Below are 23,441 nucleotides of genomic sequence, written 5' to 3'. Positions count from 1 at the left end.
CCGAGTACATATCCATTCCTGCGGTAACGGCCACTTAGGGTTCCGCTTTTACAGCGGCTCACTTTTGAAAAGCGCAAAAGTAAGCATGGGCCTGTCCCGTGACAACGGACGCCAAGAAGCGATACTTAAATCGTTCTCTTGGAGGTTGCCATGTATCCATCCACTCGCCGTAACTACACCGATGAGTTCAAGACTCAAGCGGTTGCGTTAGCTGAAAGCGTTGGCAGAACCGAAGCTGCCCGCCAGCTAGAGATGTCCGTCAAAACGCTCGATAACTGGGTGAACGCCACGCGCAAGGGTCAACCGTTGAGCTCGCCCGAGCGCAAGCCCATCACTAAGGAGGACAGCGAGCTTGCCCGCCTGCGAGCCGAGGTTGCCGAGCTAAAAATGGAGCGTGAAATCCTAAAAAAGGCGGCGGTATTCTTCGCCAGAGAGTCCAGGTGAGATACGCCTTCGTCGCTGCTGAACGGACTCAATACCCGGTACGTATGTTGTGCCGGGTGATGGAAGTCTCAACTTCAGGTTTCTACGATTACACGCACAGGCAGCCTCGCCCTGATCCTGACGCTCAGATTCGCATTGAGTTGCGCAGCGTCTATGCGGCCAGTCGACACACCTACGGTCGGCCACGGTTGGTCGCAGCCTTACGCCAGAAATCGTATGCAGTGGGCCACAAGCGAGTCAGCCGGTTGATGCAGGAGGAGGGTATTCACGGCAAGTCCAAACGCGGTTTCAGGCCCTGTACCACTGACAGCAACCATTACTTGCCGGTCGCGAACAATGTGGTGGCGCGGCAGTTTGCCATCGATAACCCCACTCCGACTTGGGTCAGTGATATCACCTATCTCCCAACCAGAGAGGGTTGGCTGTATCTGGCCGTAGTGTTGAGCATCCAGACCCGCCAGATCTTGGGCTACAGCTTGTCAGACCGCATGCCAGATGGCCTGGTGGAAAGTGCGTTTCTGAATGCCTGGAGCGCCTGTTCTGGCACTAGCGGAGCAGTATTTCACTCCGATCAGGGCCGTCAGTACGCAAGCAGTAAGTTCCGTCTAGCGTTAGCTAAGAAGGACTTCAAACAGAGCATGAGTCGAAAGGGAAATTGCTGGGATAACGCAGTGGCGGAGAGTTTTTTCGCTACGCTGAAAAGAGAGGAGGCTTTTGGGGTCTACCCCACCAAAAAACAGGCACAGCTATCGATCGCCAGCTATGTGCATGGGTTTTACAACAGCAGTCGACTGCACTCAGCTCTGGGGTATCGTTCTCCGAACGAATATGCAAAGAGCTTGAGGCAGAAGACTGGATAACCAGCTTCATGGCGTACGCTGCCGGGGGACAGGCCCAGCAAAACGCTCTTGCCCCACCACTCGGCACCTCGCTTAGGCTCGGTGTGCCCGAACGCAGGCTTGAAGTCGTGGGCCGCCGCCACGCGCCATCCATGGCGCGGGGCGGCTAACCCGGCGTCCTGCCGGGTTGCCCACGACTTCAAGCCTGCGTTCGGCCAGCGTGGTTTAACGGGGCGCCTGAGATCAAGATCAAAAGCAGATCAAGAGCGACTCGCTTCGCATCGTGGTTACCGTCTGCTGTTACAACCCACAAAGTTGTGTAGATACCTATGCTCATCGCAGGCAAGCCAGCTCGCACATTGGATCGCGGGGCATCAGTTATATCTGTGTCGGCTGCCAGGCCGTCACGGGAGCAAGCTCCCTCGCCACAGATTTAGCGTCGTGCCGAAGTTGTGTAGATACCTATGCTCATCGCAGGCAAGCCAGTTCCTACATTTTGAGTTGTGAATACATTCAAATGTGGGAGCTGGCTTGCCTGCGATGGCGCCCGCGATGGCGGCGCTTATTTTGGTCCGAGAATCTTCACTAACTTATCCGGCGAAGGCGCCCCTTGCTGCTGCTGCAACCCACCCTTGTCATCCAGATAGAAGATCGCCGGCGTCGCCGACAACTCCAGTTCATCCATCAGCTTCATATTGGCATCAAGCTTGGCCTCGACCTCGGCCGGGATCTTTTCCAGCGCCTTGAGCTTGCTGCCCTTGCCGGCGGCTTCGTGTTCTTGCAGGGCTTTTTGCGGGTCTTTGGCGGCGAGCAGGGCCGCGGATTTGCCTGGGCTGTCTTCGCGGATGATGCCGACCATGATGTGGCGCAACTGCACCTTGCCGGCCTTCACCCACGGGCGGGCCTGTTCCCAGAACATGTTGCAGTACGGGCAGTTGGGGTCGCTGAACAGGTAGACGGTGCGCGGGGCATTTTTGTCGCCGTCCTGGATCCAGCTGCTGTTTTCCATCTTGGCCCAGACTTCCTTGGCCATCGGCGCGTACACCAGTTTTTCCAGGGGCGCGGTGCTCAGGTCATTGCCTTGGGCGTCGTACAGGTTGCCCGCGATCACGTGCTTGCCGTCGGCGGTCAGGTACAGGGCCATGCCACGGTTCTGGTACTGGGCGGCGTAGCCGGTGAGGCCGCTGGGGGCATCGAATTTGCCGATGATCTTGGCACCTTTGGCTTCGATCTGTTTGATCGGGGCCGGCAGGTCTTCGGCCTGGGCCAGCGTAGCGGCTAGCGTCAAAGGCAGCAGGGTCAGCAGGTGGCGGAGGCGAGGCATGTCGGTTTCCTTGTCGTGGTGTTGTCGAAGGGTTCCATGGCACGAGCCAGGCTGGCTTCGGAGAGTTCGCCCAGGTGGCTGTTGATCAGGCGCCCATCGGCTTGGTAGAACAGCGTAGTCGGCAAGGCCATGGAACCCACGGCCTGGCCGAGGCGGCCGCTGGCGTCGAACAGCACGTTGTCGAGGTTCAGGCCCTGGGTGGCCAGGTAGGTGCTGACGCTTTGCATGCTTTCGGCCTGGTTGACGAACAGGAAGGTCACGTCGGGGCGCATGCGCTGGGCGTTTTCCAGTACGGGCATTTCGCGTCGGCACGGCGGGCACCAGGTGGCCCACAGGTTGATCACCAAGGGGCCGCCCTGATAATCCGCCAGTTGCACCACCTCGCCATTGGCATTGCGCAGGGTGATGTCCGGCAGGCGTGTGCCTTTTTCGTACAGGCTCAGGGACAGGCTGGTCATGCCCCAGAACAACAGGCCGGTGATCACCCCGGCGCTGAGCGGCTTGCGAAGGGCCGGGCGACGCCAGCCGTACGCCAGCGCGCCGAGGATCAGCGCGATGATCCCGGGCCAGGCGAGAAAGCCGCCGTCACGCAGGTCGACCATTTCCACCCAGTCGTTGCTGTAATAACTCCAGTACATCAGCACAAAGCTGACCCGGGCGGCGAGCAGGCCCAGCAGAAACAGGCTGAACAGCACCGACTCCGGGTTTTCGCCGCCGCGCTTGGCCACGCGCCAGCCCACCAGGGTGGCGAGAATCAGCGCGCTGATCAGCAGCAGGTGATTCAGGGCGATGGCGAAGGTGCCGATGGTAAGGGTCAGCATCAGAGAGCGTCCCGCGTCTGGGTCCAGCGTTGCAGGAAGGCGGCGGCGTCTACTTCCCCGGTGATGCGTTGGGCGCGGCGTTCTTCACCGTCCGGGCCGATCCACACGAAGCTCGGTGGCCCTGGCACTTTGTAGCGGCCCAGCAGCTCGCGGCTGGCAGCGTTGTCGGCGGTGACGTCCAGGCGCAGCAAGCGCACGTTTTTGAGCGCGTCCATCACCTCGGGTTTGCCGAACACCTGTTTTTCCATGATCTTGCACGACACGCACCAGTCGGCGTAATAGTCCAACAGCACCCACTGGCCCTGGGCCTTGGCGCTGTCGAGTTGGCTTTGCAGTACGGCCGGGTCGTTGATCGTGGTGAAGGCATCGTGGGCGCTCGGTGCACCGGCGACCTTTGAGCCGCTGTAAACCTTCAAGGGTTGCCACAGCTCATCGCTGCCACCGGCCGCCCCCACCACCAGCACCGCGCCCCACAGGCCCAGCACCAGGGAACCGGCGCCGAATACCTTGGCCGCCAGGCCGGACTCACGGGCCAGCGCCCAGCCGCAGTACGCCATCACCAGCGCCAAGGCGCCCCACAGGCCGATCCACAGGCTGTCGCCGACTACCGGGCGAATCATCAGCACCGCGGTGCCCAGGAACAGGAAGCCGAAGATGCCCTTGAGCACGTTCATCCAGGTACCCGGCTTGGGCAGGAAGCGGTTGCCCACAGTGACCAACAGCAACAACGGAATGCCGATACCGATGCCCATGGCGAACAGGATCAGGCCGCCGTGCAGCGCATTGCCGCTTTGAGCGATATACAACAGGGCGCCGGCCAGGGGCGCGGTCATGCACGGCCCCACCAGCAGGCCGGACAATGCGCCGAGCACACCGGCACCCACCAGGCTGCCACCGCTTTGCTGGCGGCTGACGTTATCGAGGCGGTCGCGCAGGAAGGCGGGCAGTTGCAGTTCAAAGAAGCCGAACATCGGCAGGGCGAGCAGCACGAACAACGCCGCAAAGCTGCCAAGGATCCACGGGGTTTGCAGCAACGCCGCCAGGTTGGCGCCGAGCAACGCGGCCATCACCCCCAGGGCGGCATACACCAGCGCCATGCACACCACGTAACTGCCGGCCAGGGCAAAGCCACGGCGCGGGCTGGCGCCACTGCCCACCACCAGGCCGGCGAGGATCGGCAGCATCGGCAACGAGCAGGGCGCAAACGCCAACAGCAGGCCCAGGCCGAAGAACACCAGCAGGCTCCACCCCAGGCTGCGCTGTTGCAGGCCGCTGGCCAGGCTTTGGTCCTGGGCTTGCGCGGTCGCGGCGACGGCCGGGTTGCCGCCCAGGTCCACGGTGATCGACTGCGGCGGATAGCACAGACCCGCATCGGCGCAGCCCTGCCAGCCGAGCTTGACCTGGCCGGTGGTGCCGGCGGGGATCTTCACCTCCAGGCCCTGGCGATAGACTTGCTGCTCGCCAAAGAACTCGTCGCTATGGGCTTCACCCTCGGGCAGCACGGGTTTTTCGGCCAGGCCGTCGAACTTCATGCGTTGCTGGTACAGGTAATAACCGTCGGCAATCTGCCAAAACAGCTGGGTTTCGCCGCTCTCAAGACGTTCGGAGGTAAAGGCGAAGGCTTTGCCCACCGGGAGGAAGTCGGGTTTGGTTTCGAAGGGGCTGCCCGGCGCTGCCTGGGCGAATCCCGCGAACAACGCCAGCAGAAAGGTAAACAGATGCCGCATGGTCAAGCCTTAGTTCGATGCAAGTGAGGCACACAATGTGTGGCGTTGATTAACCGATGATTAACCGCCGCTATTCTAGAGCGTAGGGATTATCCGGTGTTGCGAACTTTAGCGGCATAATGCGCGCTTAATCCGTGGCTTTTCTAATCGCGCCATCTTTTATGAAGGGTTAACCATGCACGTACTGGTCTGTGAAGACGACGAACTGATCGCCAGTGGCATCGTGGCCGGCCTGACTGCCCAGGGCTTCACCGTGGAGCGCGTGGCCACGGCCTCGGCTGCGCGGGCGATGCTCAAGGCCGCGGCCTTCGACATTATGGTGCTCGACCTTGGCCTGCCCGACGAAGACGGCCTCAAGCTGCTGCAACAACAGCGCAGCCAGGGGTTGGACATTCCGGTGCTGATCCTCACCGCGCGGGACTCGGTGACCAACCGCGTCGACGGCCTGCAAGCCGGCGCCGACGACTACCTGCTCAAGCCCTTCGACCTGCGTGAACTCGCTGCTCGCCTGCAAACCCTGCTGCGCCGTGTGGCGGGACGCAGCGTCAATCTGATCGAACATGGGCGCCTGGCCTACGACCCCAGCAGCCGCGAGACCTTCCTCGGCGGCCAGCCGGTAGATTTGTCCCGGCGTGAACAGGCGTTGTTGCAGGCGCTTTTGCACAACAAGGGCCGCGTACTGTCCAGTGAACAGCTCAAGGACAGCGTCTACGGCTTCAGCGACGAACTGGAAAGCAACGCCCTCAACGTGCATATCCACCACCTGCGGCGCAAGTTGGGCAATGGCATCGTCGAAACCGTCAGGGGGCTGGGCTATCGCCTGGGCACCGCTGATGGGGGAGAAAACACGCCGTGATGAGCTTGCGCCTGCGCCTGACGTTCAAGCTGGGCGCCGCTTTTGTACTGATCTGGGTGCTGGCGGCCGCCTGGATGCTCAACGATTTGCGCAACCAGATGATGTTTTCCCTCGACCAGCGCCTGGTGGCTTCGGCGCGCATGGTAGCCGGGCTCACCGAGCAGATGCCGGGCCTGGCCAGCGTCAGCGGTGGCGCGCATTTGCGTACCGAACAACTGAATGTGCCGGGCGGCATGGCCTGCCAGGTCAGTTCGTTGCGCGGCGAGATCCTGGCGCGCAGCCATACCACGCCGGAGGAAGGGCTGGAGTCGCGCCGCAGCGGTTTTCGCGACCAGATCATCGACGGCGTGGGCTGGCGCAGCTTTACCCTGTCCCGTGGCGACTTGCTGATCACCACCGCCGACCGCCAGGTGGAGCGTGAAGCCCTCAACCTGTCGATCCTGCTGGCGGCGTCGGTGCCGGTCGGTGTGGCATTGCTGGGCTGCCTGTGCCTGCTATGGCTGGGCATCGGCCAGAGCCTGGTGCCGCTCAACCGTATGCGGGATGCCTTGATGCGGCGCAGTGCCGATTCCCTGGAACCCTTGCAGATTCACCCGCTGCCCAGTGAACTCAAGCCGTTGCTTGACACCCAGAACCAACTGCTGCAGCGCATCGCCAAGACCATCGAGCGCGAACGTCGCCTGACCGGCGACGCCGCCCATGAGCTGCGCAGCCCGTTGACCGCGATCAAGACCCACCTGCAAGTCGCGCGCATGACCGAGGGCGCGGCCCGCGACCAGTCCCTGGCGCACGCCGAGGAGGGCGCCGACCGCTTGCATCGCACCCTGGAGCAACTGTTGTTGCTGGCGCGGGTGGAGGGCAGCCTGTCGTTTGACGATGGCCTGCAATCCAGTGCCGAGGAAGTCGCCCGGTTGGCGATCCAGGATGCCAACGCTGGCGACAATTCACGCATTGATCTGATCCTGGCGCCGGATCTTTCCCCTGTTCCAGTGGCAATGCCCGTTGGCCTTGCCGTCGCGGCCTTGCGTAACCTGCTGGACAACGCCTTGCGCCATACCCCCGCCGATACCCGCGTGGAACTGCAGGTGTTTTCTACCCCGGATAACGTGGTGTTCCGCGTGCGTGACCATGGCCAGCAGATCTCCAGCGAAGACCTGCAATACCTCACCCAACGCTTTTGGCGCAATGGCAGCAGCGAAGGTTGTGGCCTGGGCCTGGCGATTGTCCAGGCGATCGTGCAGCGTTGCTCCTGCTCGCTGCACTTCGACAGCCAGCCCGATGGTATGCGGGTCGACCTGGGCATGCCGTTGCGGCGCTGAGCTGCCCTTTTCACGTGGCAAATAATTACCGCCCGCCTGAGGCTCAAGTCTTCAGGATGGCGGTAATTTTTTTGTGCTTGAACGGGCCGAATGAGTCGGCCTGAATTGAAAAGGACTGTTCTTATGTTGGTGATCGACACCAGTTTCCCTGCCAGGGATTTCAACGACCGCCGCGGCGAATCCGTGCAGCAGGTGATTGTGCACTACACCGCAGCGCCCTTTGCTTCATCGCTACGCACCCTAACTCAAGAGGGCGTCAGCGCCCACTACCTGCTGCCCGACCCCGATGAGCCCAGCTACTGTGCTGCCGGTTATGAAGAGCTGCGCGTGTTTCGCCTGGTGGACGAGGGCCAGCGCGCCTGGCACGCCGGCGTGAGTTATTGGGCGGGGAAGGCGGATCTCAACAGCCGCTCGGTGGGCATTGAAATCGTCAACCTGGCGCGGGATGACGCGGGCGTCTTTACCTTTACGCAATACGCACCCGCGCAGATTGACCTACTGATTGCATTGCTTCGCGACCTGCTGGAGCGCTATCCGCAGGTCGGCCCTACTGACTGGCTCGGGCATTCGGACGTGGCCTACTGGCGCAAGAGCGATCCGGGGCCTCGGCTGCCCTGGCGTCTGCTGCATGAAGCCGGCATTGGGGCTTGGTTTGATGAGCAGACGCGGGCGATGTACCAGCGCCGCTTTTGTCTCGGCTTGCCGCCGGAGGTCGAGGTGGAGAGGGCGTTTCAGCGTTATGGGTATAAGCCGGCGCAGAATCGCCGGGCCTATGAGCAGCGCACCCGGGCGTTCCAGATGCACTTTCGGCCACGGGATTATTGTGGATTCCTGGATGCAGAGACGTGCGCGATTCTTTATGCGCTGAATGAAAAATACCGCGGGCTTCGGAGCTGAGCGCTGTTCAAATGTGGAAGCTGGCTTGCCTGCGAAAGCGGTAGTGCAGTAACCGATGCAGCGACTGACACACTGCCTTCGTGAGCAAGCCCGCTCCCACATTTTAATCTCCCCACAATCGGTAAATATCCGACCAACTTCCTAAATCCCCGTGCACCTGAAGCGTCTCCACAACAGGAAATCCGTGCGCATGCCCTTGGGCCAGACGCCAACGGATCGGCAGTTTGGTCACGATCAACAGCGTATTGAGGGATCCAGAGATGTCAGTCGCTACCAGCCGTATCGAAGACGCCCCGGTGCAGGCCGCGGAAACGCTCTATCAGTTTGACGAAAGCCCGCTGCTGGCCCGCCAGCGCCAGCAGGAATCCAACGCCCGCAGCTACCCTCGGCGCATCCCCTTGGCGCTCAAGCGCGCCAAGGGGATCTACGTGGAGGACGTCGAGGGGCGTCGGTTCATCGATTGCCTGGCCGGCGCCGGAACCCTGGCGCTGGGGCATAACCACCCGGTGGTGATCCAGGCCATCCAGCAAGTGCTGAGCGACGAACTGCCCCTGCACACCCTGGACCTGACCACGCCGGTCAAGGATCAATTCGTGCAGGACCTGTTCGGTTTGCTGCCTTCGGAGCTGGCGCGAGAAGCGAAAATCCAGTTCTGCGGCCCCACCGGCACCGATGCGGTGGAAGCCGCGTTGAAGCTGGTGCGCACCGCCACCGGGCGCAGCACCGTGCTGTCGTTCCAGGGCGGCTATCACGGCATGAGCCAGGGCGCGCTGAGTTTGATGGGCAGCCTGGGACCCAAGAAACCCTTGGGCGCCTTGCTCGGCAATGGCGTGCAGTTCCTGCCATTCCCGTATGACTACCGTTGCCCGTTTGGGCTGGGTGGCGCCGAAGGTGTGCGGGTCAACCTGCATTATCTGGAGAATCTGCTCAACGATCCGGAAGCCGGCGTGTTGCTGCCAGCGGCGGTGATTGTCGAAGTGGTCCAGGGCGAGGGTGGCGTGATCCCGGCGGACCTCGACTGGCTGCGTGGCCTGCGCCGTATCACCGCGCAAGCGGGGGTGGCGCTGATCGTCGATGAAATCCAGAGTGGTTTTGGGCGTACCGGCAAAATGTTTGCCTTCGAACACGCCGGCATCATCCCGGACGTGGTGGTCATGTCCAAGGCGATTGGCGGCAGCCTGCCCCTGGCGGTGGTGGTGTATCGCGACTGGCTCGACACCTGGCTGCCGGGCGCCCATGCCGGGACCTTCCGTGGCAACCAGATGGCGATGGCGGCAGGCTCAGCGGTGATGCGCTACCTCAGGGATCACGACTTGGCGGGCCATGCGGCGGCCATGGGTGAGCGCCTGGGCGAACACCTGCGCATCCTGCAGCGCGACTTCCCGCATCTGGGGGATATCCGTGGGCGTGGGCTGATGCTGGGGGTGGAGCTGGTAGACCCGACTGGCACGCCGGATAGTCAGGGCCACCCACCGGTGCATCGCCAGTTGGCGCCGCTGGTGCAGCGCGAATGCCTCAAGCGCGGGCTGATCCTGGAACTGGGCGGGCGCCATGGCAGTGTGGTGCGTTTTCTGCCACCGCTGGTGATCACCGCTGGCGAAGTCGACCAGGTGGCCGAGATTTTCGGGCGCGCCTTGGCGGCGGCCGTGGCCAGCGTCTAATTTTCCAGGCCCTTGGTACGTTTCTACAGATATCAGTGCTGCGCGTGGTGCGCAGCCAGCCTTTGAGCGACGGAGAACAGCAATGACCTCAGTATTTGACCGCGACGACATCCTCTTTCAGGTAGTGGTCAACCATGAAGAACAGTATTCGATCTGGCCCGACTACAAGGCCGTGCCGGAAGGCTGGCGCACCGTGGGCAAGAGCGGCATGAAGAAAGAATGCCTGGCCTACATCGAGGAAGTGTGGACCGATATGCGCCCGCTGAGCCTGCGCCAGAAAATGGACGGCGCGGCCCTCGCCAACTGATTCACCTGGGTTCAAATGTGGGAGGGGGCAAGCTCCCTCCCACATCAAGCATTACAGTGATGTGTGGGTGTAGAGGTAATCCGTCGCCAACGACGCCAGCGTCCTCACGCCCACCACCAACGCCGACTCATCCACAAAGAACCCAGGGTTGTGATTCGGCGCCGCCTTGCTCATGTCCTGGTCCCTTGGGGTCACCCCCAGGAAGACAAACAGCCCCGGCGCCTCCTTGGCATAGAACGAGAAGTCTTCGGCGCCACCCACCAACGGGCCTTGCACCACATCATCCTGAGCCGCCCAGCGCAGGCTCGGCAGCATTTTCTCGGTCAGCGCCGGATTGTTGATGGTGGGGTCGTACTTCTCGATGATCGTCACTTCGGCCTTGGCGCCACCGCTTTCGGCGATTTTCTCTACGGTCTGGCGCACATCCCCATGCAGCTTCTGGCGAATGCCGTAGTCGTAGGAGCGAATGGTGCCGCTCATGTCCACCGACTCGGGGATGATGTTATAGCGGGTGCCACCGTTGATGGTGCCGATGCTCACCACAGAGGGGAATGACGAAATATCGGTACGGCGGCTGACTACGGTCTGCAAGCCGACAATGGTTTGCGCGCCGACGGTGATCGGGTCGATACCGTCCCAGGGGCGGCCGGCGTGGGTCTGTTTGCCGAGGATCCTGATGCGCAGGTCATCGGAACTGGCCAGGGTCGGGCCAGGGCGATAGGCGATTTGCCCGGCAGGCACACCGGCCCATACGTGCAGGCCAAACACCGCGTCAGGCTTGGGCGCTTTCATTACGCCTTCCTGCACCATCATCTTCGCGCCCCAGGTGTTCTTGCCGTCGGGGATAAAATCGCTGGGGCCTTCTTCGGCCGGTTGGAAATAAAACACCACGGTGCCGGGCAGCCGCTCGCGCATCCCGGTAAGAATCTTCGCAGTGCTCAGCAGGATAGCGGTATGGGCGTCGTGGCCGCAGGCGTGCATCACGTCGACTTCTTTGCCCAGGTAGGTGCCCTTGGCTTTGGAGGCGAAGGGCAGGTCGGCGACTTCCTTGACCGGCAGCGCATCCATGTCGGCGCGCAGGGCCACGGTCGGGCCGGGCAGGGCACCTTTCAAGATGGCGACGACGCCAGTGCGGGCCACCCCGGTCTTTACTTCAAGGCCGAGTTCGCGCAACTGTTTGGCGACCAACTCGGCGGTGCGGGTTTCGGTATTGCCCAGTTCGGGATGGGCGTGGATATCGCGGCGGGTTTCCAACAGGCTGGGTTCGAGGATTTTTGCCTGGGCGGCAATGGTTTCCCGGGCACTGTCCTGGCCGCTGCTGGCGGCGATCACTGCACTGCTCGCGACCGCGCCGAGCAGACCCAAAACCCATTGGTGTGTCAGACCGTTCATTCGCATACCAACCTCTCCTTGCCTATTGTTGTGGATCTTTCTCCTGCACGCTCCCGGCAGTCTGCACCTGCACGCTCAAGCGCGGTGTCGCCAGGTCAAGCCCGGCTTCATCCAGGTGCCGCTTGAGCGACAGGTTGAATGCCCGCGACACTTCCCACTGCTTGATCGGCGCGGTCTTGAAGCGTGCGCGCAGGATCGCGCTGCCGGACTCGAAGCTTTCCACGCCCTGGATCTCCAGCGGCGACCAGATATTGCGGCGTTGCAGCGGGTCGTTGCGCATGGCATGGCCGACCTCGCGCATCAGTTTGATCGCGTCGTCGATTTCCATGTTGTAAGGGATCGCCACCCGGAAGATGGCGTAGCCGAACTCGCGGGAGTAGTTCTTGATGCTCTTGATTTCGCTGAACGGGATGGTGTGCACGATGCCGTCGATATCGCGCAGGCGCACGGTACGGATGGTCAGGCCCTCTACGGTACCGAGGTGGCCGCCGACGTCCACGTAGTCGTCGATGGCCAGGGAGTCTTCGATGATGATGAACAACCCGGTGATCAAGTCGGCTACCAGCGATTGCGCACCAAAACCGATGGCGATACCGATCACACCCGCACCGGCCAGCAAGGGCGTGACGTTCATGCCCATGTTCGCCAGGGCGACGATGGCGGCGATGATGAAAATGGTCACGAACAGCACGTTGCGGATCAACGGCATCATGGTTTGCGCGCGGGCGTTGGCCAGGCCTTTGCGCGAGCGGGTCAGGGCGTGGTGAATCGCGGTGTCGCTGAGGATCCAGATCAGCCAGGCAAACAGCAACGTGCCCCCGAGGCCGAACAGCTTCACGGCTATTTCATGGCCTTCACCTTCGGTAAAGCGAATCATCGACAGGCCCCAGACCCGCAGCCCCAGTTCGATAAATACCAGCCACACCACCAGGTGCACCAGGGTGTAGACAAAGCCTTTGAGGCGTTCGGAGTACAGCGCATGGCGCTTGTGCCCGCGGTGCGGCTTGAGGGCGTGGCGGCGCACCAGGCCGTTGATCACCATGCACAACACCAGCAACACCGTGCACAGCAGCGACTGGCGCAGGGCGGTGCTGGTGTCGCCGGCCGACAGGAAGGTGGCGAACAGTGAGATGCCCACCAGCAGAAGAGCCGGGATGTACCAGAAGGTGCCGATGATCGACAGGGTATCGGTGAGCGCTCGGCGGTTGAGGCGGCGCGACAGCGGTTGGTTGCGGATCAGGTGCGCAATCGGACGGCGGAACCGCAGGATAAACACCCCGGTGGACAACGCCGCCATGACATTGGCTACGGTCGCGGCGGTGTGGGCCAGATGCTGGCCGAGCGCGGCAACCAGGCGCGGGTCGCTCAAGGCTTCACCGAAGGCGGCAAAACTGCCGATCCACCACAGCGGGCGGAACGCCTGATGGCGCAGGATATACAGGGCACGGTGGCGGTGCGGGCCGTCGAGTACGGAGAAGGCAATCACGCAGATGGCCGAGAAACAGGTGCCGACCACCAAGGCATAGGCCAGCACCATGGCCAGGGATTTGCCCAGGGAGGAAGGCAGGGCGTAGCTCAGGTAAACCGTGATCACCAGGGCAATCAACCAGGGGCCCAGCTTGCGCAGGGCAAAGCGCAGCATGTCCCAAGTGCGCGGGTGCTGCGGCAGCTCTTCGGGCAGGCCGAAACGCTCGCGCACCCGATGGCTGAGCCAGATCAGCGCAGCGGCCAGCAGGCTCCACACAGCCAGGATCACAGCAAAACCGAAGATGATCGGCAGCCATTCGCTGGCCGGCAACATCAGGGCGGCGAGTTCATCCTTGGCCAGGTCGACTTCATTGGACCAGCGCCCCAACGGGCTGTCGGCGCCGGAAAACTGCTGCTCAAAGCCCGACAGCGTACTGCCGATCAACCCGAGTACGCCGAGTTCGGCGGCGGGCTGGGCCTTTTGTGTGGCGGCGCGCAGCTTCTTCAGGTCGCTGAGCAACTGGGTGCGTTGCTGGTCGTTTTCCAGGGTCTTGATCACTTCGTCCAGCGACTGCCCCAAGGGCACTTCGGCCTGAGGTTGGGTCTTGCTGGAGCCGCCCAGCATCCCGGGCAAGCCCACGGCTTGGGCGGGCATCACTGGCAGCAGCGTGAGCAGGGCGATCAGCAGGTAGCAGGGCAGGGCAAACAGACGGGAAAGCACGAGGCGGTCAACCTTGAAAACGACGAATTGACCGAGTGTACGAGGCCGCTATGCCCAATGCGAGCGCATTTGTCACTGCGCCAGTTTGGCGAGGATCTTGTAGAGCACGGTGCCGAGGATCAACAGCATGCCGATCCACATGCCAAACACGCCCAGAGGCTTGTCGCGAAAGTTGAAGCCGACCGCGAGCATGATCATGCCGATCAGGATGGGGATCAGCATGGCGTGGAATGAGGACATTGAGATCATGGCGAGGGGCGGCCTTGTCGGACTGGAAGTTCTGACAAGTCTAGGCCGGATTGGCAGAAGTGCAGTTGATGTGAGTCAGATAGCCTTATATCTGTTTGGAAACCCATCGCGGGCAAGCCCGCTCCCACACTGAAATGCATTCACAGATCAAATGTGGGAGCGGGCCCGCGATGGGCGCGCTTCGGTCTCAGGGTAAATCGCGGCTGGCGTAGAACGCCCCCAGCACCTTGACCAGATGCGCCAGGTCATGGCTGCCGCACAGCTCGCGGATCGAGTGCATGGCAAAGGTCGGCAAGCCGATGTCCACCGTGCGCACGCCCAGGTGGCTGGCAGTGATGGGACCGATGGTCGAACCACAGCCCATGTCGCTGCGCACCACGAAGCTCTGCACCGGCACTTCCTGGGCCATGCACAGGTGGCGGAAGAACCCGGCGGTTTCGCTGTTGGTGGCGTAGCGCTGGTTGCTGTTGACCTTGATCACCGGGCCGGCGTTGAGTTTCGGGCCGTGGTTGGCGTCGTGTTTGTCGGCGTAGTTGGGGTGCACGCCGTGGGCGTTGTCTGCCGACACCAGCAGGGATTTCTGAATGGTGCGTACGAATTCTTCACCTTCGGGCAGCAGGCGACGCAGGGTCTGTTCCAGCATCGGGCCATCGGCACCGCAGGCCGAGCAGGAGCCGACTTCTTCGTGGTCGTTGCACACCAGCACGCAGGTTTCATCGGTGTCGCTGGAGAGCAAGGCTTGCAAGCCGGCGTAGCACGACAGCAGGTTGTCCAGGCGTGCACCGGCAATGAAGTCGCCATTGAGGCCGATCACGGCAGCACTTTGGGTGTCGTAGAAACTCAGCTCGTAGTCGAGCACCACATCGGCATTCAACCCATGCTCGCGGGCCAACTGTTCGGTGAGCACGGCGCGAAAGTCCACGCGTTCGTCACCGGCAAACTGCGCCAGGATCGGCGGCAGCTCGGTCTGGGCATTGATCGCCCAGCCCTGGTTGGCTTCACGGTTGAGGTGAATGGCCAGGTTGGGAATGATAGCGATCGGCAGCTTGAAGTCGATCAGTTGGCTCTCGACCTTGCCATCGCGACGGAAGGTGACACGCCCGGCCAGGGACAGGTCGCGGTCGAACCAGGGCGCCAGCAGCGCGCCGCCGTAGACTTCCACACCCAGTTGCCAGAAGCCGTGGCGTTGCAGCTCCGGCTGGGGCTTGACCCGCAGGCATGGGCTGTCGGTGTGGGCGCCGACCATGCGGATACCGTCCTGCAGCGGCGATTGGCGGCCGAGCTTGAAGGCGATGATCGAGGAATCGTTGCGGGTCACGTAGTAGCGACCGTTGGCCTCGGTGGCCCAGGTGTCGCGCTCGTCGAGACGCTGGTAGCCGGCGGCTTCCAGGCGCTGGGCCAGGGCGGCAGTGGCATGAAAAGGAGTAGGGGAGGCCTTGAGGAAGTCGATCAGGCCTTGATTCAACGCTTCGCGCATAAATAGCTCCAGACAGCAGTGGCGAGAGTTTACCGTATTGGCCAGATATTTGGAGTGAGCGTGCATGGCCGAGAACCACATCAAACCCTGTGGGAGCTGGCTTGCCTGCGATAGCGGTCTTTCTGTGCCAGATGTATTGGCTGGCACGCCGATATCGCAGGCAAGCCAGCTCCCACATTTGACCGCATCAGCCCTTCAAAAAGGCGCAGGGCACTCGAAGCGCAGGCGCTCGCCGCTTTGCGGATGGGTGAAGCTGAGCATGCTTGCATGCAGGCACAGGCGCGGCCAGGCGGCCAGGGCTTGTTCATGGGCGTACAGACCATCGCCCAGCAACGGATGCCCGATGGACAACATATGCACGCGCAACTGGTGCGAGCGCCCGGTGATGGGTGTCAGCTCTACGCGGCACCAGTCGCCGCAACGCTCCAGGACTTTCCAGAAGGTCAGTGCATGTTTGCCGAACTCATGGTCGACCACATGGCGGGGCTTGGTCGGCGGGTCGTAGCGCAGGGGCAGGTCAATGCTGCCGCTGTCCAGTGCCGGTTGGCCCCAGGCCAGGGCGGTGTAGGCCTTTTCGGTCTCGCGGTCGTGAAACTGGCGGGACAGTTCGCGGTGGGTGTCGGCGTCCCGGGCCAGCAGGATGATCCCCGACGTTTCCCAGTCCAGGCGATGGACGATGCGGGCTTCGGGGTAGCCGTTTTCCTGCAGGCGAGTGATCAGGCAGTCCTTGTTGTCGTCGGCGCGGCCAGGCACCGAGAGCAGCAGGGTCGGCTTGTTCACCACCAGGACAGCGTCGTCCTGATGCAGGATGTGGATATTGGACAGCGGCATTAAACAGCCTCGTAACAAACGCCAACGGCGGCTCCACTGACGGCCCCCTCACCCTGTAGGAGCGAGGGGGCCGTCAGTGGAGCCGCCGTGGCGACCGCCCGTTCGATCAACGATCGGGCAGGGTGATATTGAGTTCCAGAATCGAGCAGCTGCCGTCATTTTCCAAGGCGACATGCACGTCATCGTTGCCGATATTGACGTACTTGCGGATCACCTCGACCAGTTCCTTCTGCAAGGCTGGCAGGTAGTCCGGGGTGCTGCGTTGGCCGCGTTCGTGCGCCACGATGATCTGTAGACGCTCTTTCGCGACCGATGCGGTACTGGGTTTTTTGTTGGCGCGAAAGAAGTCGAGAAATTTCATTGTTTAGTTGCCTCCAAAGATACGCTCGAAGAATCCCTTCTTCTTGACATCGAGGAAGCGGTGTTCCACGGTCTTGCCCAGCAAGCGATCGACGGCATCGCTGTACGCCTGGCCGGCGTCGCTCTGGTCGTCGAGAATCACCGGTACGCCCTGGTTGGATGCCTTCAGCACGGCCTGGGATTCCGGAATCACGCCCAGCAGGGTCACGGCGAGGATTTCCTTCACGTCTTCAACACCCAGCATTTCGCCGTTGTTGACGCGCTCCGGGTTGTAGCGGGTGAGCAGCAGGTGCTCCTTGATCGGGTCCTGGCCTTCTTCGGCGCGCTTGGACTTGCTGGCCAACAGGCCGAGCATGCGGTCCGAGTCACGTACCGAGGAGACTTCCGGGTTGGTCACCACGATGGCTTCGTCGGCGAAGTACATCGCCAGGTGAGCACCGGTTTCGATACCAGCCGGGGAATCGCAGACCACGTATTCGAAGGTTTCCTTGAGCTCGGCGAGCACTTTGCCGACGCCCTCTTTGGTCAGCGCGTCTTTGTCACGGGTCTGGCTGGCAGCCAGCACGTACAGGTTCTCAAGGCGCTTGTCCTTGATCAGGGCCTGTTGCAGGTTGGCTTCGCCGTTCACCACGTTGACGAAGTCATACACCACGCGACGCTCGCAGCCCATGATCAGGTCAAGGTTACGCAGACCGACGTCGAAGTCGACGATGACTGTCTTGTGGCCGCGCAGAGCGAGGCCGGTACCGATAGCGGCGCTGGTGGTGGTCTTACCCACACCACCCTTGCCGGATGTAACCACGAGAATCTTGGCCAAGGTGTTTCACCCCTAAGGAAAAAGGACTTTCGGTCCCTGAAAAACATCTCTTGGAACTCGCCGCAGGCGGACAGCCTTTGCAGGAAAAAGACGGGGTTTCCATGGGGAAACACCAACTTCCAAAAAGTCCTACACAAGTCTTGCCGGTTTCGCTTTGCTATCAGAGTCTAGAGATGCTTGGAAAATGCGGCAGTATCCGTTAAAGACGGATGATGTTCAACACATCGCCCGACAGGTTGACCTGTACCGAAGCGCCCCACAGTGGATCGCGGCGCAAATCTTCGGAAACCTTGTACTGACCTGCGATGGAAACCAGCTCAGCGGTCAACTGCTGGCAAAAAATACGCGCCTTGGTATCACCCTTGATGCCGGCCAGGGCGCGTCCGCGCATCGGGCCGTATACATGGATGTTGCCATCGGCAAGAAGTTCCGCCCCCGGGCTGACCGAGGAGACCACCACAAGGTCGCCGCCTTGGGCGTAAATCTGCTGCCCGCCGCGTACCGGCGAAGTGATGATCTTTGTAGGCCTGATCGCAGGCTCCGGTGGTTTTTCCGGTTTTTTCTTTTCTTCGCCGACCAATGGTTCCAGAGGGCGCTCACGGGCGCCCGACGGTGGCAGTACTGGCAGTTCAATGGCGATGGCGGCGGCAATGTCTTCGATGCGGCTGGCGCGAATCGCCAGGGTGCGCAGGCCATGGGAACGGCATACGCGCATCAGGCCGGGCAAATCAATCACGCCCTGGCCGGCCGGCAGCTTGTCCAGCGCCAGCACCAGCGGGGCGTTGTTGAAGAAGTTTGGCGCCAGGGCGACCTTGGCGGCCAGTTGGCGGTCCAGGGCGTCGAGGTCATTGCGGGCCAGTTCCAGCACGGTAATGGCGAGCATGCTGCCTTTTAGCTGGAACACGGGATCTTGGTCTAGCGGTTCGGTTTGGCTCATGGTCGGCGAAAGCGGCTTGTCACGAAAAGTGTCGAGACTTATAACGAGAACACTCACTCGCCGCAAGCCGAGTCGAACCGTTGTAGAATGCGCGGCCCTTGTCTTTACCGGAATCTGTAATGGATCGCCCGCGTTTTCGAGCTGTATTTCTTCACCCGCGTTTTTGGCTGCTATGGCTGGGGCTCGGCCTGCTGTGGCTGGTCACTCAATTGCCGTATCGGGCGCTGTTGACCATTGGTCGCTTGCTGGGCGCGGGCATGTACCGCGTGGCGGGCGATCGTCGCCGTATTGCGGCGCGCAACCTTGAGCTGTGCTTCCCGGAAAAATCCGCCAAGGAACGTAAGCGCCTGCTGAAGGAAAACTTCGCTTCCACCGGCATCGCCTTCTTTGAAATGGCCATGAGCTGGTGGTGGCCCAAGCCGCGCCTGGCGCGCCTGGCCCATGTCGAAGGGTTGGAGCACCTCACGCAGGCGCAGTTGGACGGCAAGGGCGTGATCCTCATGGCGCTGCACTTCACCACCCTGGAAATCGGCGCGGCGCTGCTGGGGCAGAAGCACACCATTGACGGCATGTACCGCGAACACGGCAACCCGCTGTTCGACTTTATCCAGCGCCGTGGTCGTGAACGCCACAACCTCGATTCCCTGGCCGTGGAGCGTGACGACGTGCGCGGCATGCTCAAGCTGCTGCGCGCCGGCCGGGCCATCTGGTACGCGCCAGACCAGGACTACGGCGCCAAGCAAAGCATCTTCGTGCCGTTGTTTGGCATCCAGGCTGCTACCGTCACCGCCACCAGCAAGTTCGCACGCCTGGGCAAGGCGCTGGTGGTGCCGTTTACCCAGGAGCGCCTGGCTGACGGTAGCGGGTACCGCCTGGTGATCCATGCGCCGCTGACCGACTTCCCGGGTGAAACCGACGAAATCGACTGCCTGCGCATCAACCAGTGGGTCGAAGCCTCGGTACGCGCATGCCCCGAGCAATACCTGTGGACCCACCGCCGCTTCAAGAGCCGACCGCCGGGTGAGCCCAAGTTGTACGAAAAGCGCCGTCGATAAGCCCAACCCTTTCTCACATGGAGTGACGCAATGCGCCCAGCTGAACCGGTCACAGGCTTGATTCTTTCCGGCGGCGGGGCGCGAGCGGCGTATCAGGTGGGGGTGCTGGCGGCGGTTGCCGAATTGCTGCCTGCGGGGGCAGCGAATCCTTTTCCGGTGATCGTCGGCACCTCGGCTGGTGCGATCAATGCGGTGAGCCTGGCCAGCGGCGCCAGTGATTTTTCGGCAGCCATCCAACGGCTGACGGCCTTCTGGCAGGGCTTTCGCAGCCATCAGGTGCTGCGCAGTGACTGGCCGGGGGTGATGCGCCAGGCCAGTCGTTTCCTGATCCATAGCCTGTTGGGCCTGGGTAGCCAGGTGCCGGTGGCGTTGCTCAACAGTTCGCCACTGCGCGACTTGTTACAAGAGCGCTTGAACCTGGACGGCATCGACGAGGCTATCCGCCGCAAGCACTTGCAGGCTGTGGCGGTGACGGCCTTTGGCTATGAGTCCGGGCAAGCGGTGACCTTCTATCAGGGCGGCGGCACCATCGATGCCTGGTTGCGTCATCGGCGCATTGGGGTACCGACCCAACTGACGGTAGAGCACCTGCTGGCCAGTTCGGCGATCCCGCTGCTGTTTGCCCCGGTCAAGCTCGGTCAGGAGTATTTCGGCGACGGTGCGGTGCGCCAGTCCGCGCCCATCAGCCCGGCCTTGCACCTGGGCGCCAGTCGCGTGTTGGTGGTGGGGGTAAGCGGCAACCCACGGGGCAATGAACCTTCGGTGCAACGCGCCTACACCGGCCAGCAACCGACCCTGGCGCAAATCGGTGGGCATATGCTCAACAGCACGTTCATTGATAGCCTGGAAAGCGATATCGAGCTGCTGGAGCGCTTGAATCAGTTCAGCCGTGTGGTGCCTGTGGATGCGGCGGTGCAGGGCCTGGCACCGGTAGAGGTGCTGGTGATTGCCCCCAGCCAGCCCATCGATGAAATCGCCGCACGACATCGCCAGGAGTTGCCGGCGGCGTTGCGTGTGTTTTTGCGCGGGCCGGGGGCGACCAAGACCAGCGGGGCAGGGGTGTTGAGTTATCTGTTGTTCGAGGCGGGGTATTGCAGCGAGTTGATCGAACTGGGGCGCAAGGATGCGCTGGCCAAGCGCGAAGAAATCACTCGTTTCCTCGGCCTGACGTCAAACTGAATGTGGGAGCTGGCTTGCCTGCGATAGCGGTATGCCAGCCAACACTGCTGGCACAGACACATCGCGATCGCAGGCAAGCCAGCTCCCACAGGGAACCGCGATCAACCTTTAGAAGTGGTATTTGACCAGGAAGCTTGCCGTGTCCTGGGTTGTCTTGAAGGCGCCGCTGTCTTCAATCCCGTACTTGTTCTTCCAGTAGTCGTATTCAAAACCCACATACAACTGCTTGTCGCCCCAATGCAGCGCCTTGCCCAAGTCGTATTTGACCTGCGGGTTGAAGTGCAGGTTGGCGTGATAAGTGCCGCGGGCGTTCTTGTCGTTATCCACCACCCAGTCCATGAAACCGTCGATCAGCACGTCGGAATTACCCACGGGAATGGTGTACGACCAGACCGGAGTGATCTGCCACACGCCGTCACCCGGGCGATTGCCCTCGGTCTGGCGCTGGTAGAAGTTCAACTGGAAGTAGTCGAAACCGGGGATGTTCAAGTCGAACGCCGGACCCAGCAGGTAGGACTCGTTATCGCCCTCGCCGAACTCATAGGTGAAGGCCAGCAGCACGTCCTTGATCGGGCCGAACGACAGGTCCTTGTCCAGGATCTTGCCGAACGACAAACGCGGGCTGAACTCGCCGTAGTAAGTATTCGGGCCGACATTGCCGTCTTCCTTGCCGTTGTAAAAGATACGGTCGAGGAAGAAGAAGTTGTCGCCGTACTTCCATGCGTCGGCATGTTCGAAGGTGACGGTTTGCTGGATCTGCGGGTTGACGGTAAAGCTCTTGCCCCACAGATAAGTCAGGCTGTTGTTTTGCCATTGCAACAAGTCACCGGCTACGGCCTGGCCACCGGCCAACAGTGATCCAGCCAGCATCAGGCCTTTGAACATAGGTTTCATTCGGTTGCTCCCGAGTTAAAATTTTATGGTTTTTCTTCTACGCAGGCGCTCTGGTGTGGCGCCTTTTGGTTCGCTGCAAAAATCGTCTGTTCGGTCAGCTTTGATGCTTTTAGCAAGAGCTGCGCCAAGGTGTTGAAAAAGCCAAAAAATCCCCGTCGGCTGCAGCGGATGCAGTCGAATTCAGGGGACTTTTGTGCACTTTGGCAGCAAACATCAGGCCGGGATAAGTTGGCCTTGAGGTCAGCTTTTACATTCGCTGTTTTTTTTTGAGTCGATTCGAGCGGGCGCGGAGAATACTGGCTCCCAGGCCTGGGCTCAAGTGCGCTGTAACAGAGCGCGAGGGGCAAGAATGGGGCGCGGCGTGTGGCCGGCCCCATGTCAAGGTTGTGCATGTGGGGGTTCCCTGTTCGTTGTTATTTTTGTACTAACAAAGGAATCAATGCGTATGTGCGACTTCGGGGCGCTCAGCGCCGCCGAGAATGTTGAACAGGATGTTCAGCGACAGCGCGCTGAGGGTGGCCATGGCGATGCCGCTGTGGGTAATCGGGCTCATCCACAACGGCAGTTGTGCGAAGAACTCCGGGCGTACCACGGGGATCAGGCCCATGCCGATGCTCACCGCCACCAGCAACTGGTTACGGCGGTCGGCGATGTCGGCTTCCTGCAGAATCTTGATCCCGGTTGCCGCCACCATCCCGAACATCGCAATCGCCGCGCCGCCGAGTACCGCAGGTGGAATCGATGCCACCAGATAGGCCGCCTTGGGTAACAGGCTGAGCACGATCAAGAACGCGCCGGCCATGAGCGTGACCGAGCGGCAGCGCACGCCGGTCATCTGCACCAGGCCGATATTCTGCGCGAAGGAGGAGTGGGTAAAGGTGTTGAAGAAGCCGGCAAAGAACGACGCGCCGGCATCACACAACAGGCCGCGTCGCAGCATCTTCGGCGTGACCTCCTGGCCGGTGATCTTGCCCAGGGCGAGGAACATGCCGGTGGACTCGACAAAAATGATCACCACCACCAGGCACATCGACAGGATCGGTGCCAACTCGAACGTGGGCATGCCAAAGTGCAACGGCGTCACCACCTGCACCCACGGCGCCTGGGCCAGGCCACTGAGGTCGACCATGCCGATCACACCACACAGGGCGTAACCCAGGCCCATGCCGATCAGCACCGAGATGTTCACCCAGAAGCCGCGCATGAAGCGGTTGATCAGCAAGATAGTGCCCAGCACCAGGGCGGCAATCGCCAGGTAGACCGGCGAGCCAAACGTGGCGGCGGCGCTGCCCCCGCCGGCCCAGTTCACCGCCACGGGAAACAGCGAAAGGCCGATGGCGGTGATCACCGTGCCGGTCACCAGCGGCGGGAAAAAGCGCACTACCTTGGACATGAACGGTGCGATAAGCATGCCGAAGAACCCGGCGGCGATGGTCGCGCCGAAGATGCCCTGCAAACCGATGCCGGGCATGCCGGCCATGGCGACCATGCTGCCCACGGCGGCGAAACTGGCGCCCATCATCACCGGCATGCGGATGCCCATGGGGCCGATGCCGAACGACTGCACCATGGTGGCGATACCAGCCACCAGCAGGTCGGCGTTGATCAGAAAGGCGATTTCTTCACGGCTCAAGCCGGCGGCCTGGCCAATGATCAGGGGCACGGCGACGGCACCGCCGTACATCAGCAAGACGTGTTGCAGGCCTACCAGGATCAATTGCAAGAGGGGCAGCCGCACCATGGCGGGCGCGGCAGGAGTCTGCGTTTCTAACTGGGACATGCAACACCTCGAATCTTTTTATTTTTGTGTTGTTTGGCATTCAATTGCCGGATGAAACTTAATCTTCAAACCATCACTGATCTCCCT

Annotated in this window: 23 protein-coding genes; 9 read left to right on the top strand and 14 right to left on the bottom strand. The window is 61.7% G+C overall.

The features are described from left to right. The first annotated feature begins 150 nt into the window (after nt 1-150). Nucleotides 151-444 (top strand): transposase, encoded by a 294-nt coding sequence (locus GH769_RS16360; RefSeq protein WP_020300742.1) that lies wholly within the window; start codon nt 151-153, stop codon nt 442-444. Further along, complete coding sequence (locus GH769_RS16355) at nt 441-1,304, top strand: IS3 family transposase (RefSeq protein WP_020300743.1); 864 nt, start codon at nt 441-443, stop codon at nt 1,302-1,304. The genes GH769_RS16360 and GH769_RS16355 overlap by 4 nt, the downstream gene beginning before the upstream one ends. A 541-nt stretch (nt 1,305-1,845) precedes the next feature. Here GH769_RS16355 and dsbG read toward each other — a convergent pair. The 3 genes from dsbG to dsbD are packed head-to-tail and all read right to left on the bottom strand — an operon-like array spanning nt 1,846 to nt 5,155. Then, complete coding sequence (gene dsbG / locus GH769_RS16350; protein ID WP_020302229.1) at nt 1,846-2,607, bottom strand: thiol:disulfide interchange protein DsbG; 762 nt, start codon at nt 2,605-2,607, stop codon at nt 1,846-1,848. Then, nucleotides 2,583-3,428, bottom strand: a complete 846-nt coding sequence (locus GH769_RS16345; RefSeq protein WP_032903748.1) for a TlpA disulfide reductase family protein — start codon at nt 3,426-3,428, stop codon at nt 2,583-2,585. Before GH769_RS16345 ends, dsbG begins: the two co-directional genes overlap by 25 nt. Further along, on the bottom strand, nt 3,428-5,155 hold the full coding sequence (gene dsbD / locus GH769_RS16340) for a protein-disulfide reductase DsbD (RefSeq protein ID WP_032903747.1): 1,728 nt from the start codon (nt 5,153-5,155) through the stop codon (nt 3,428-3,430). The genes GH769_RS16345 and dsbD overlap by 1 nt, the downstream gene beginning before the upstream one ends. A 175-nt stretch (nt 5,156-5,330) precedes the next feature. On the opposite strand from dsbD, the gene GH769_RS16335 reads away from it, so the two are divergent. The 5 genes from GH769_RS16335 to GH769_RS16315 all read left to right on the top strand — a co-directional run bounded on the left by GH769_RS16335 (nt 5,331) and on the right by GH769_RS16315 (nt 10,195). Next, a complete protein-coding gene (locus GH769_RS16335) occupies nt 5,331-6,011 on the top strand; it encodes a response regulator (protein WP_014719307.1) in 681 nt (226 codons plus the stop codon). Further along, nucleotides 6,011-7,330 (top strand): ATP-binding protein, encoded by a 1,320-nt coding sequence (locus tag GH769_RS16330; RefSeq protein WP_014719306.1) that lies wholly within the window; start codon nt 6,011-6,013, stop codon nt 7,328-7,330. The genes GH769_RS16335 and GH769_RS16330 overlap by 1 nt, the downstream gene beginning before the upstream one ends. A 123-nt stretch (nt 7,331-7,453) precedes the next feature. Continuing rightward, the gene (locus GH769_RS16325) at nt 7,454-8,227 is read left to right on the top strand and encodes an N-acetylmuramoyl-L-alanine amidase (RefSeq protein ID WP_032903746.1); all 774 of its coding nucleotides are present in this window, start codon (nt 7,454-7,456) and stop codon (nt 8,225-8,227) included. Between the two features lie 260 nt (nt 8,228-8,487). Then, nucleotides 8,488-9,888 carry an aspartate aminotransferase family protein gene (locus tag GH769_RS16320; protein WP_014719304.1) on the top strand — a complete coding sequence of 467 codons (1,401 nt, stop codon included), beginning with the start codon at nt 8,488-8,490 and terminating at the stop codon, nt 9,886-9,888. Nucleotides 9,889-9,970: 82 nt separating this feature from the next. Beyond that, a complete protein-coding gene (locus GH769_RS16315) occupies nt 9,971-10,195 on the top strand; it encodes an MbtH family protein (RefSeq protein WP_003192847.1) in 225 nt (74 codons plus the stop codon). 51 nt (nt 10,196-10,246) lie between these two features. On the opposite strand, the gene GH769_RS16310 is transcribed toward GH769_RS16315, so the two are convergent. The 8 genes from GH769_RS16310 to minC all read right to left on the bottom strand — a co-directional run bounded on the left by GH769_RS16310 (nt 10,247) and on the right by minC (nt 18,446). Beyond that, nucleotides 10,247-11,593, bottom strand: coding sequence for an amidohydrolase (locus GH769_RS16310; protein WP_014719303.1), 1,347 nt, complete (start codon nt 11,591-11,593; stop codon nt 10,247-10,249). A gap of 16 nt (nt 11,594-11,609) precedes the next feature. After that, entirely contained in the window at nt 11,610-13,775 is a 2,166-nt protein-coding gene (locus GH769_RS16305; protein WP_019818612.1) for a mechanosensitive ion channel family protein, read from the bottom strand. A gap of 72 nt (nt 13,776-13,847) precedes the next feature. Then, a complete protein-coding gene (locus GH769_RS28865) occupies nt 13,848-14,015 on the bottom strand; it encodes a hypothetical protein (RefSeq protein WP_014719301.1) in 168 nt (55 codons plus the stop codon). A gap of 196 nt (nt 14,016-14,211) precedes the next feature. Further along, entirely contained in the window at nt 14,212-15,501 is a 1,290-nt protein-coding gene (locus GH769_RS16300) for a M18 family aminopeptidase (protein WP_014719300.1), read from the bottom strand. A gap of 195 nt (nt 15,502-15,696) precedes the next feature. Continuing rightward, nucleotides 15,697-16,332, bottom strand: a complete 636-nt coding sequence (locus tag GH769_RS16295) for an RluA family pseudouridine synthase (protein ID WP_003192838.1) — start codon at nt 16,330-16,332, stop codon at nt 15,697-15,699. 106 nt (nt 16,333-16,438) lie between these two features. Further along, on the bottom strand, nt 16,439-16,693 hold the full coding sequence (gene minE, locus GH769_RS16290; protein WP_003175252.1) for a cell division topological specificity factor MinE: 255 nt from the start codon (nt 16,691-16,693) through the stop codon (nt 16,439-16,441). A 3-nt stretch (nt 16,694-16,696) separates the two neighbouring features. After that, nucleotides 16,697-17,509, bottom strand: a complete 813-nt coding sequence (gene minD / locus GH769_RS16285) for a septum site-determining protein MinD (protein WP_003192835.1) — start codon at nt 17,507-17,509, stop codon at nt 16,697-16,699. A gap of 199 nt (nt 17,510-17,708) precedes the next feature. Then, nucleotides 17,709-18,446 carry a septum site-determining protein MinC gene (gene minC / locus GH769_RS16280; RefSeq protein ID WP_014719299.1) on the bottom strand — a complete coding sequence of 246 codons (738 nt, stop codon included), beginning with the start codon at nt 18,444-18,446 and terminating at the stop codon, nt 17,709-17,711. Between the two features lie 119 nt (nt 18,447-18,565). On the opposite strand from minC, the gene GH769_RS16275 reads away from it, so the two are divergent. Beyond that, nucleotides 18,566-19,501: a lipid A biosynthesis lauroyl acyltransferase gene (locus GH769_RS16275; protein ID WP_032903745.1), complete on the top strand. Its 936-nt coding sequence runs from the start codon at nt 18,566-18,568 to the stop codon at nt 19,499-19,501. A 30-nt stretch (nt 19,502-19,531) separates the two neighbouring features. Continuing rightward, on the top strand, nt 19,532-20,680 hold the full coding sequence (locus tag GH769_RS16270) for a patatin-like phospholipase family protein (RefSeq protein ID WP_019818596.1): 1,149 nt from the start codon (nt 19,532-19,534) through the stop codon (nt 20,678-20,680). A gap of 108 nt (nt 20,681-20,788) precedes the next feature. Here GH769_RS16270 and GH769_RS16265 read toward each other — a convergent pair whose 3' ends face one another. Genes GH769_RS16265 through GH769_RS16255 form a run of 3 tightly spaced genes read right to left on the bottom strand, consistent with a single transcriptional unit; the run spans nt 20,789 to nt 23,354 of the window. Then, on the bottom strand, nt 20,789-21,574 hold the full coding sequence (locus tag GH769_RS16265; protein ID WP_003192827.1) for an outer membrane protein OmpK: 786 nt from the start codon (nt 21,572-21,574) through the stop codon (nt 20,789-20,791). Nucleotides 21,575-21,597: 23 nt separating this feature from the next. Continuing rightward, nucleotides 21,598-21,966, bottom strand: a complete 369-nt coding sequence (locus GH769_RS16260; RefSeq protein WP_130175205.1) for a hypothetical protein — start codon at nt 21,964-21,966, stop codon at nt 21,598-21,600. Nucleotides 21,967-22,010: 44 nt separating this feature from the next. Then, entirely contained in the window at nt 22,011-23,354 is a 1,344-nt protein-coding gene (locus GH769_RS16255; RefSeq protein ID WP_014719296.1) for a nucleobase:cation symporter-2 family protein, read from the bottom strand. Between the last annotated feature and the right edge of the window lie 87 nt (nt 23,355-23,441).

Source organism: Pseudomonas sp. CFSAN084952 (assembly GCF_009648855.1).
Taxonomy (GTDB): Bacteria; Pseudomonadota; Gammaproteobacteria; order Pseudomonadales; family Pseudomonadaceae; genus Aquipseudomonas; species Aquipseudomonas paracarnis.
Note: the sequence above shows the minus strand (reverse complement) of the source record. Positions and strands in the feature narration are given on the sequence as shown.

Coding starts and splice junctions, on each gene's coding strand:
- GH769_RS16260 (WP_130175205.1), bottom strand. CDS start 21,966: ATGCACAACCTTGACATGGGGCCGGCCACACGCCGCGCCCCATTCTTG.
- GH769_RS16270 (WP_019818596.1), top strand. CDS start 19,532: ATGCGCCCAGCTGAACCGGTCACAGGCTTGATTCTTTCCGGCGGCGGG.
- minC (WP_014719299.1), bottom strand. CDS start 18,446: ATGAGCCAAACCGAACCGCTAGACCAAGATCCCGTGTTCCAGCTAAAA.
- GH769_RS16275 (WP_032903745.1), top strand. CDS start 18,566: ATGGATCGCCCGCGTTTTCGAGCTGTATTTCTTCACCCGCGTTTTTGG.
- GH769_RS16325 (WP_032903746.1), top strand. CDS start 7,454: ATGTTGGTGATCGACACCAGTTTCCCTGCCAGGGATTTCAACGACCGC.
- dsbD (WP_032903747.1), bottom strand. CDS start 5,155: ATGCGGCATCTGTTTACCTTTCTGCTGGCGTTGTTCGCGGGATTCGCC.
- GH769_RS16295 (WP_003192838.1), bottom strand. CDS start 16,332: ATGCCGCTGTCCAATATCCACATCCTGCATCAGGACGACGCTGTCCTG.
- GH769_RS16345 (WP_032903748.1), bottom strand. CDS start 3,428: ATGCTGACCCTTACCATCGGCACCTTCGCCATCGCCCTGAATCACCTG.
- GH769_RS16265 (WP_003192827.1), bottom strand. CDS start 21,574: ATGAAACCTATGTTCAAAGGCCTGATGCTGGCTGGATCACTGTTGGCC.
- GH769_RS28865 (WP_014719301.1), bottom strand. CDS start 14,015: ATGTCCTCATTCCACGCCATGCTGATCCCCATCCTGATCGGCATGATC.
- GH769_RS16335 (WP_014719307.1), top strand. CDS start 5,331: ATGCACGTACTGGTCTGTGAAGACGACGAACTGATCGCCAGTGGCATC.
- GH769_RS16330 (WP_014719306.1), top strand. CDS start 6,011: ATGAGCTTGCGCCTGCGCCTGACGTTCAAGCTGGGCGCCGCTTTTGTA.
- GH769_RS16320 (WP_014719304.1), top strand. CDS start 8,488: ATGTCAGTCGCTACCAGCCGTATCGAAGACGCCCCGGTGCAGGCCGCG.
- GH769_RS16300 (WP_014719300.1), bottom strand. CDS start 15,501: ATGCGCGAAGCGTTGAATCAAGGCCTGATCGACTTCCTCAAGGCCTCC.
- GH769_RS16360 (WP_020300742.1), top strand. CDS start 151: ATGTATCCATCCACTCGCCGTAACTACACCGATGAGTTCAAGACTCAA.
- GH769_RS16310 (WP_014719303.1), bottom strand. CDS start 11,593: ATGCGAATGAACGGTCTGACACACCAATGGGTTTTGGGTCTGCTCGGC.
- minE (WP_003175252.1), bottom strand. CDS start 16,693: ATGAAATTTCTCGACTTCTTTCGCGCCAACAAAAAACCCAGTACCGCA.
- GH769_RS16255 (WP_014719296.1), bottom strand. CDS start 23,354: ATGTCCCAGTTAGAAACGCAGACTCCTGCCGCGCCCGCCATGGTGCGG.
- dsbG (WP_020302229.1), bottom strand. CDS start 2,607: ATGCCTCGCCTCCGCCACCTGCTGACCCTGCTGCCTTTGACGCTAGCC.
- GH769_RS16315 (WP_003192847.1), top strand. CDS start 9,971: ATGACCTCAGTATTTGACCGCGACGACATCCTCTTTCAGGTAGTGGTC.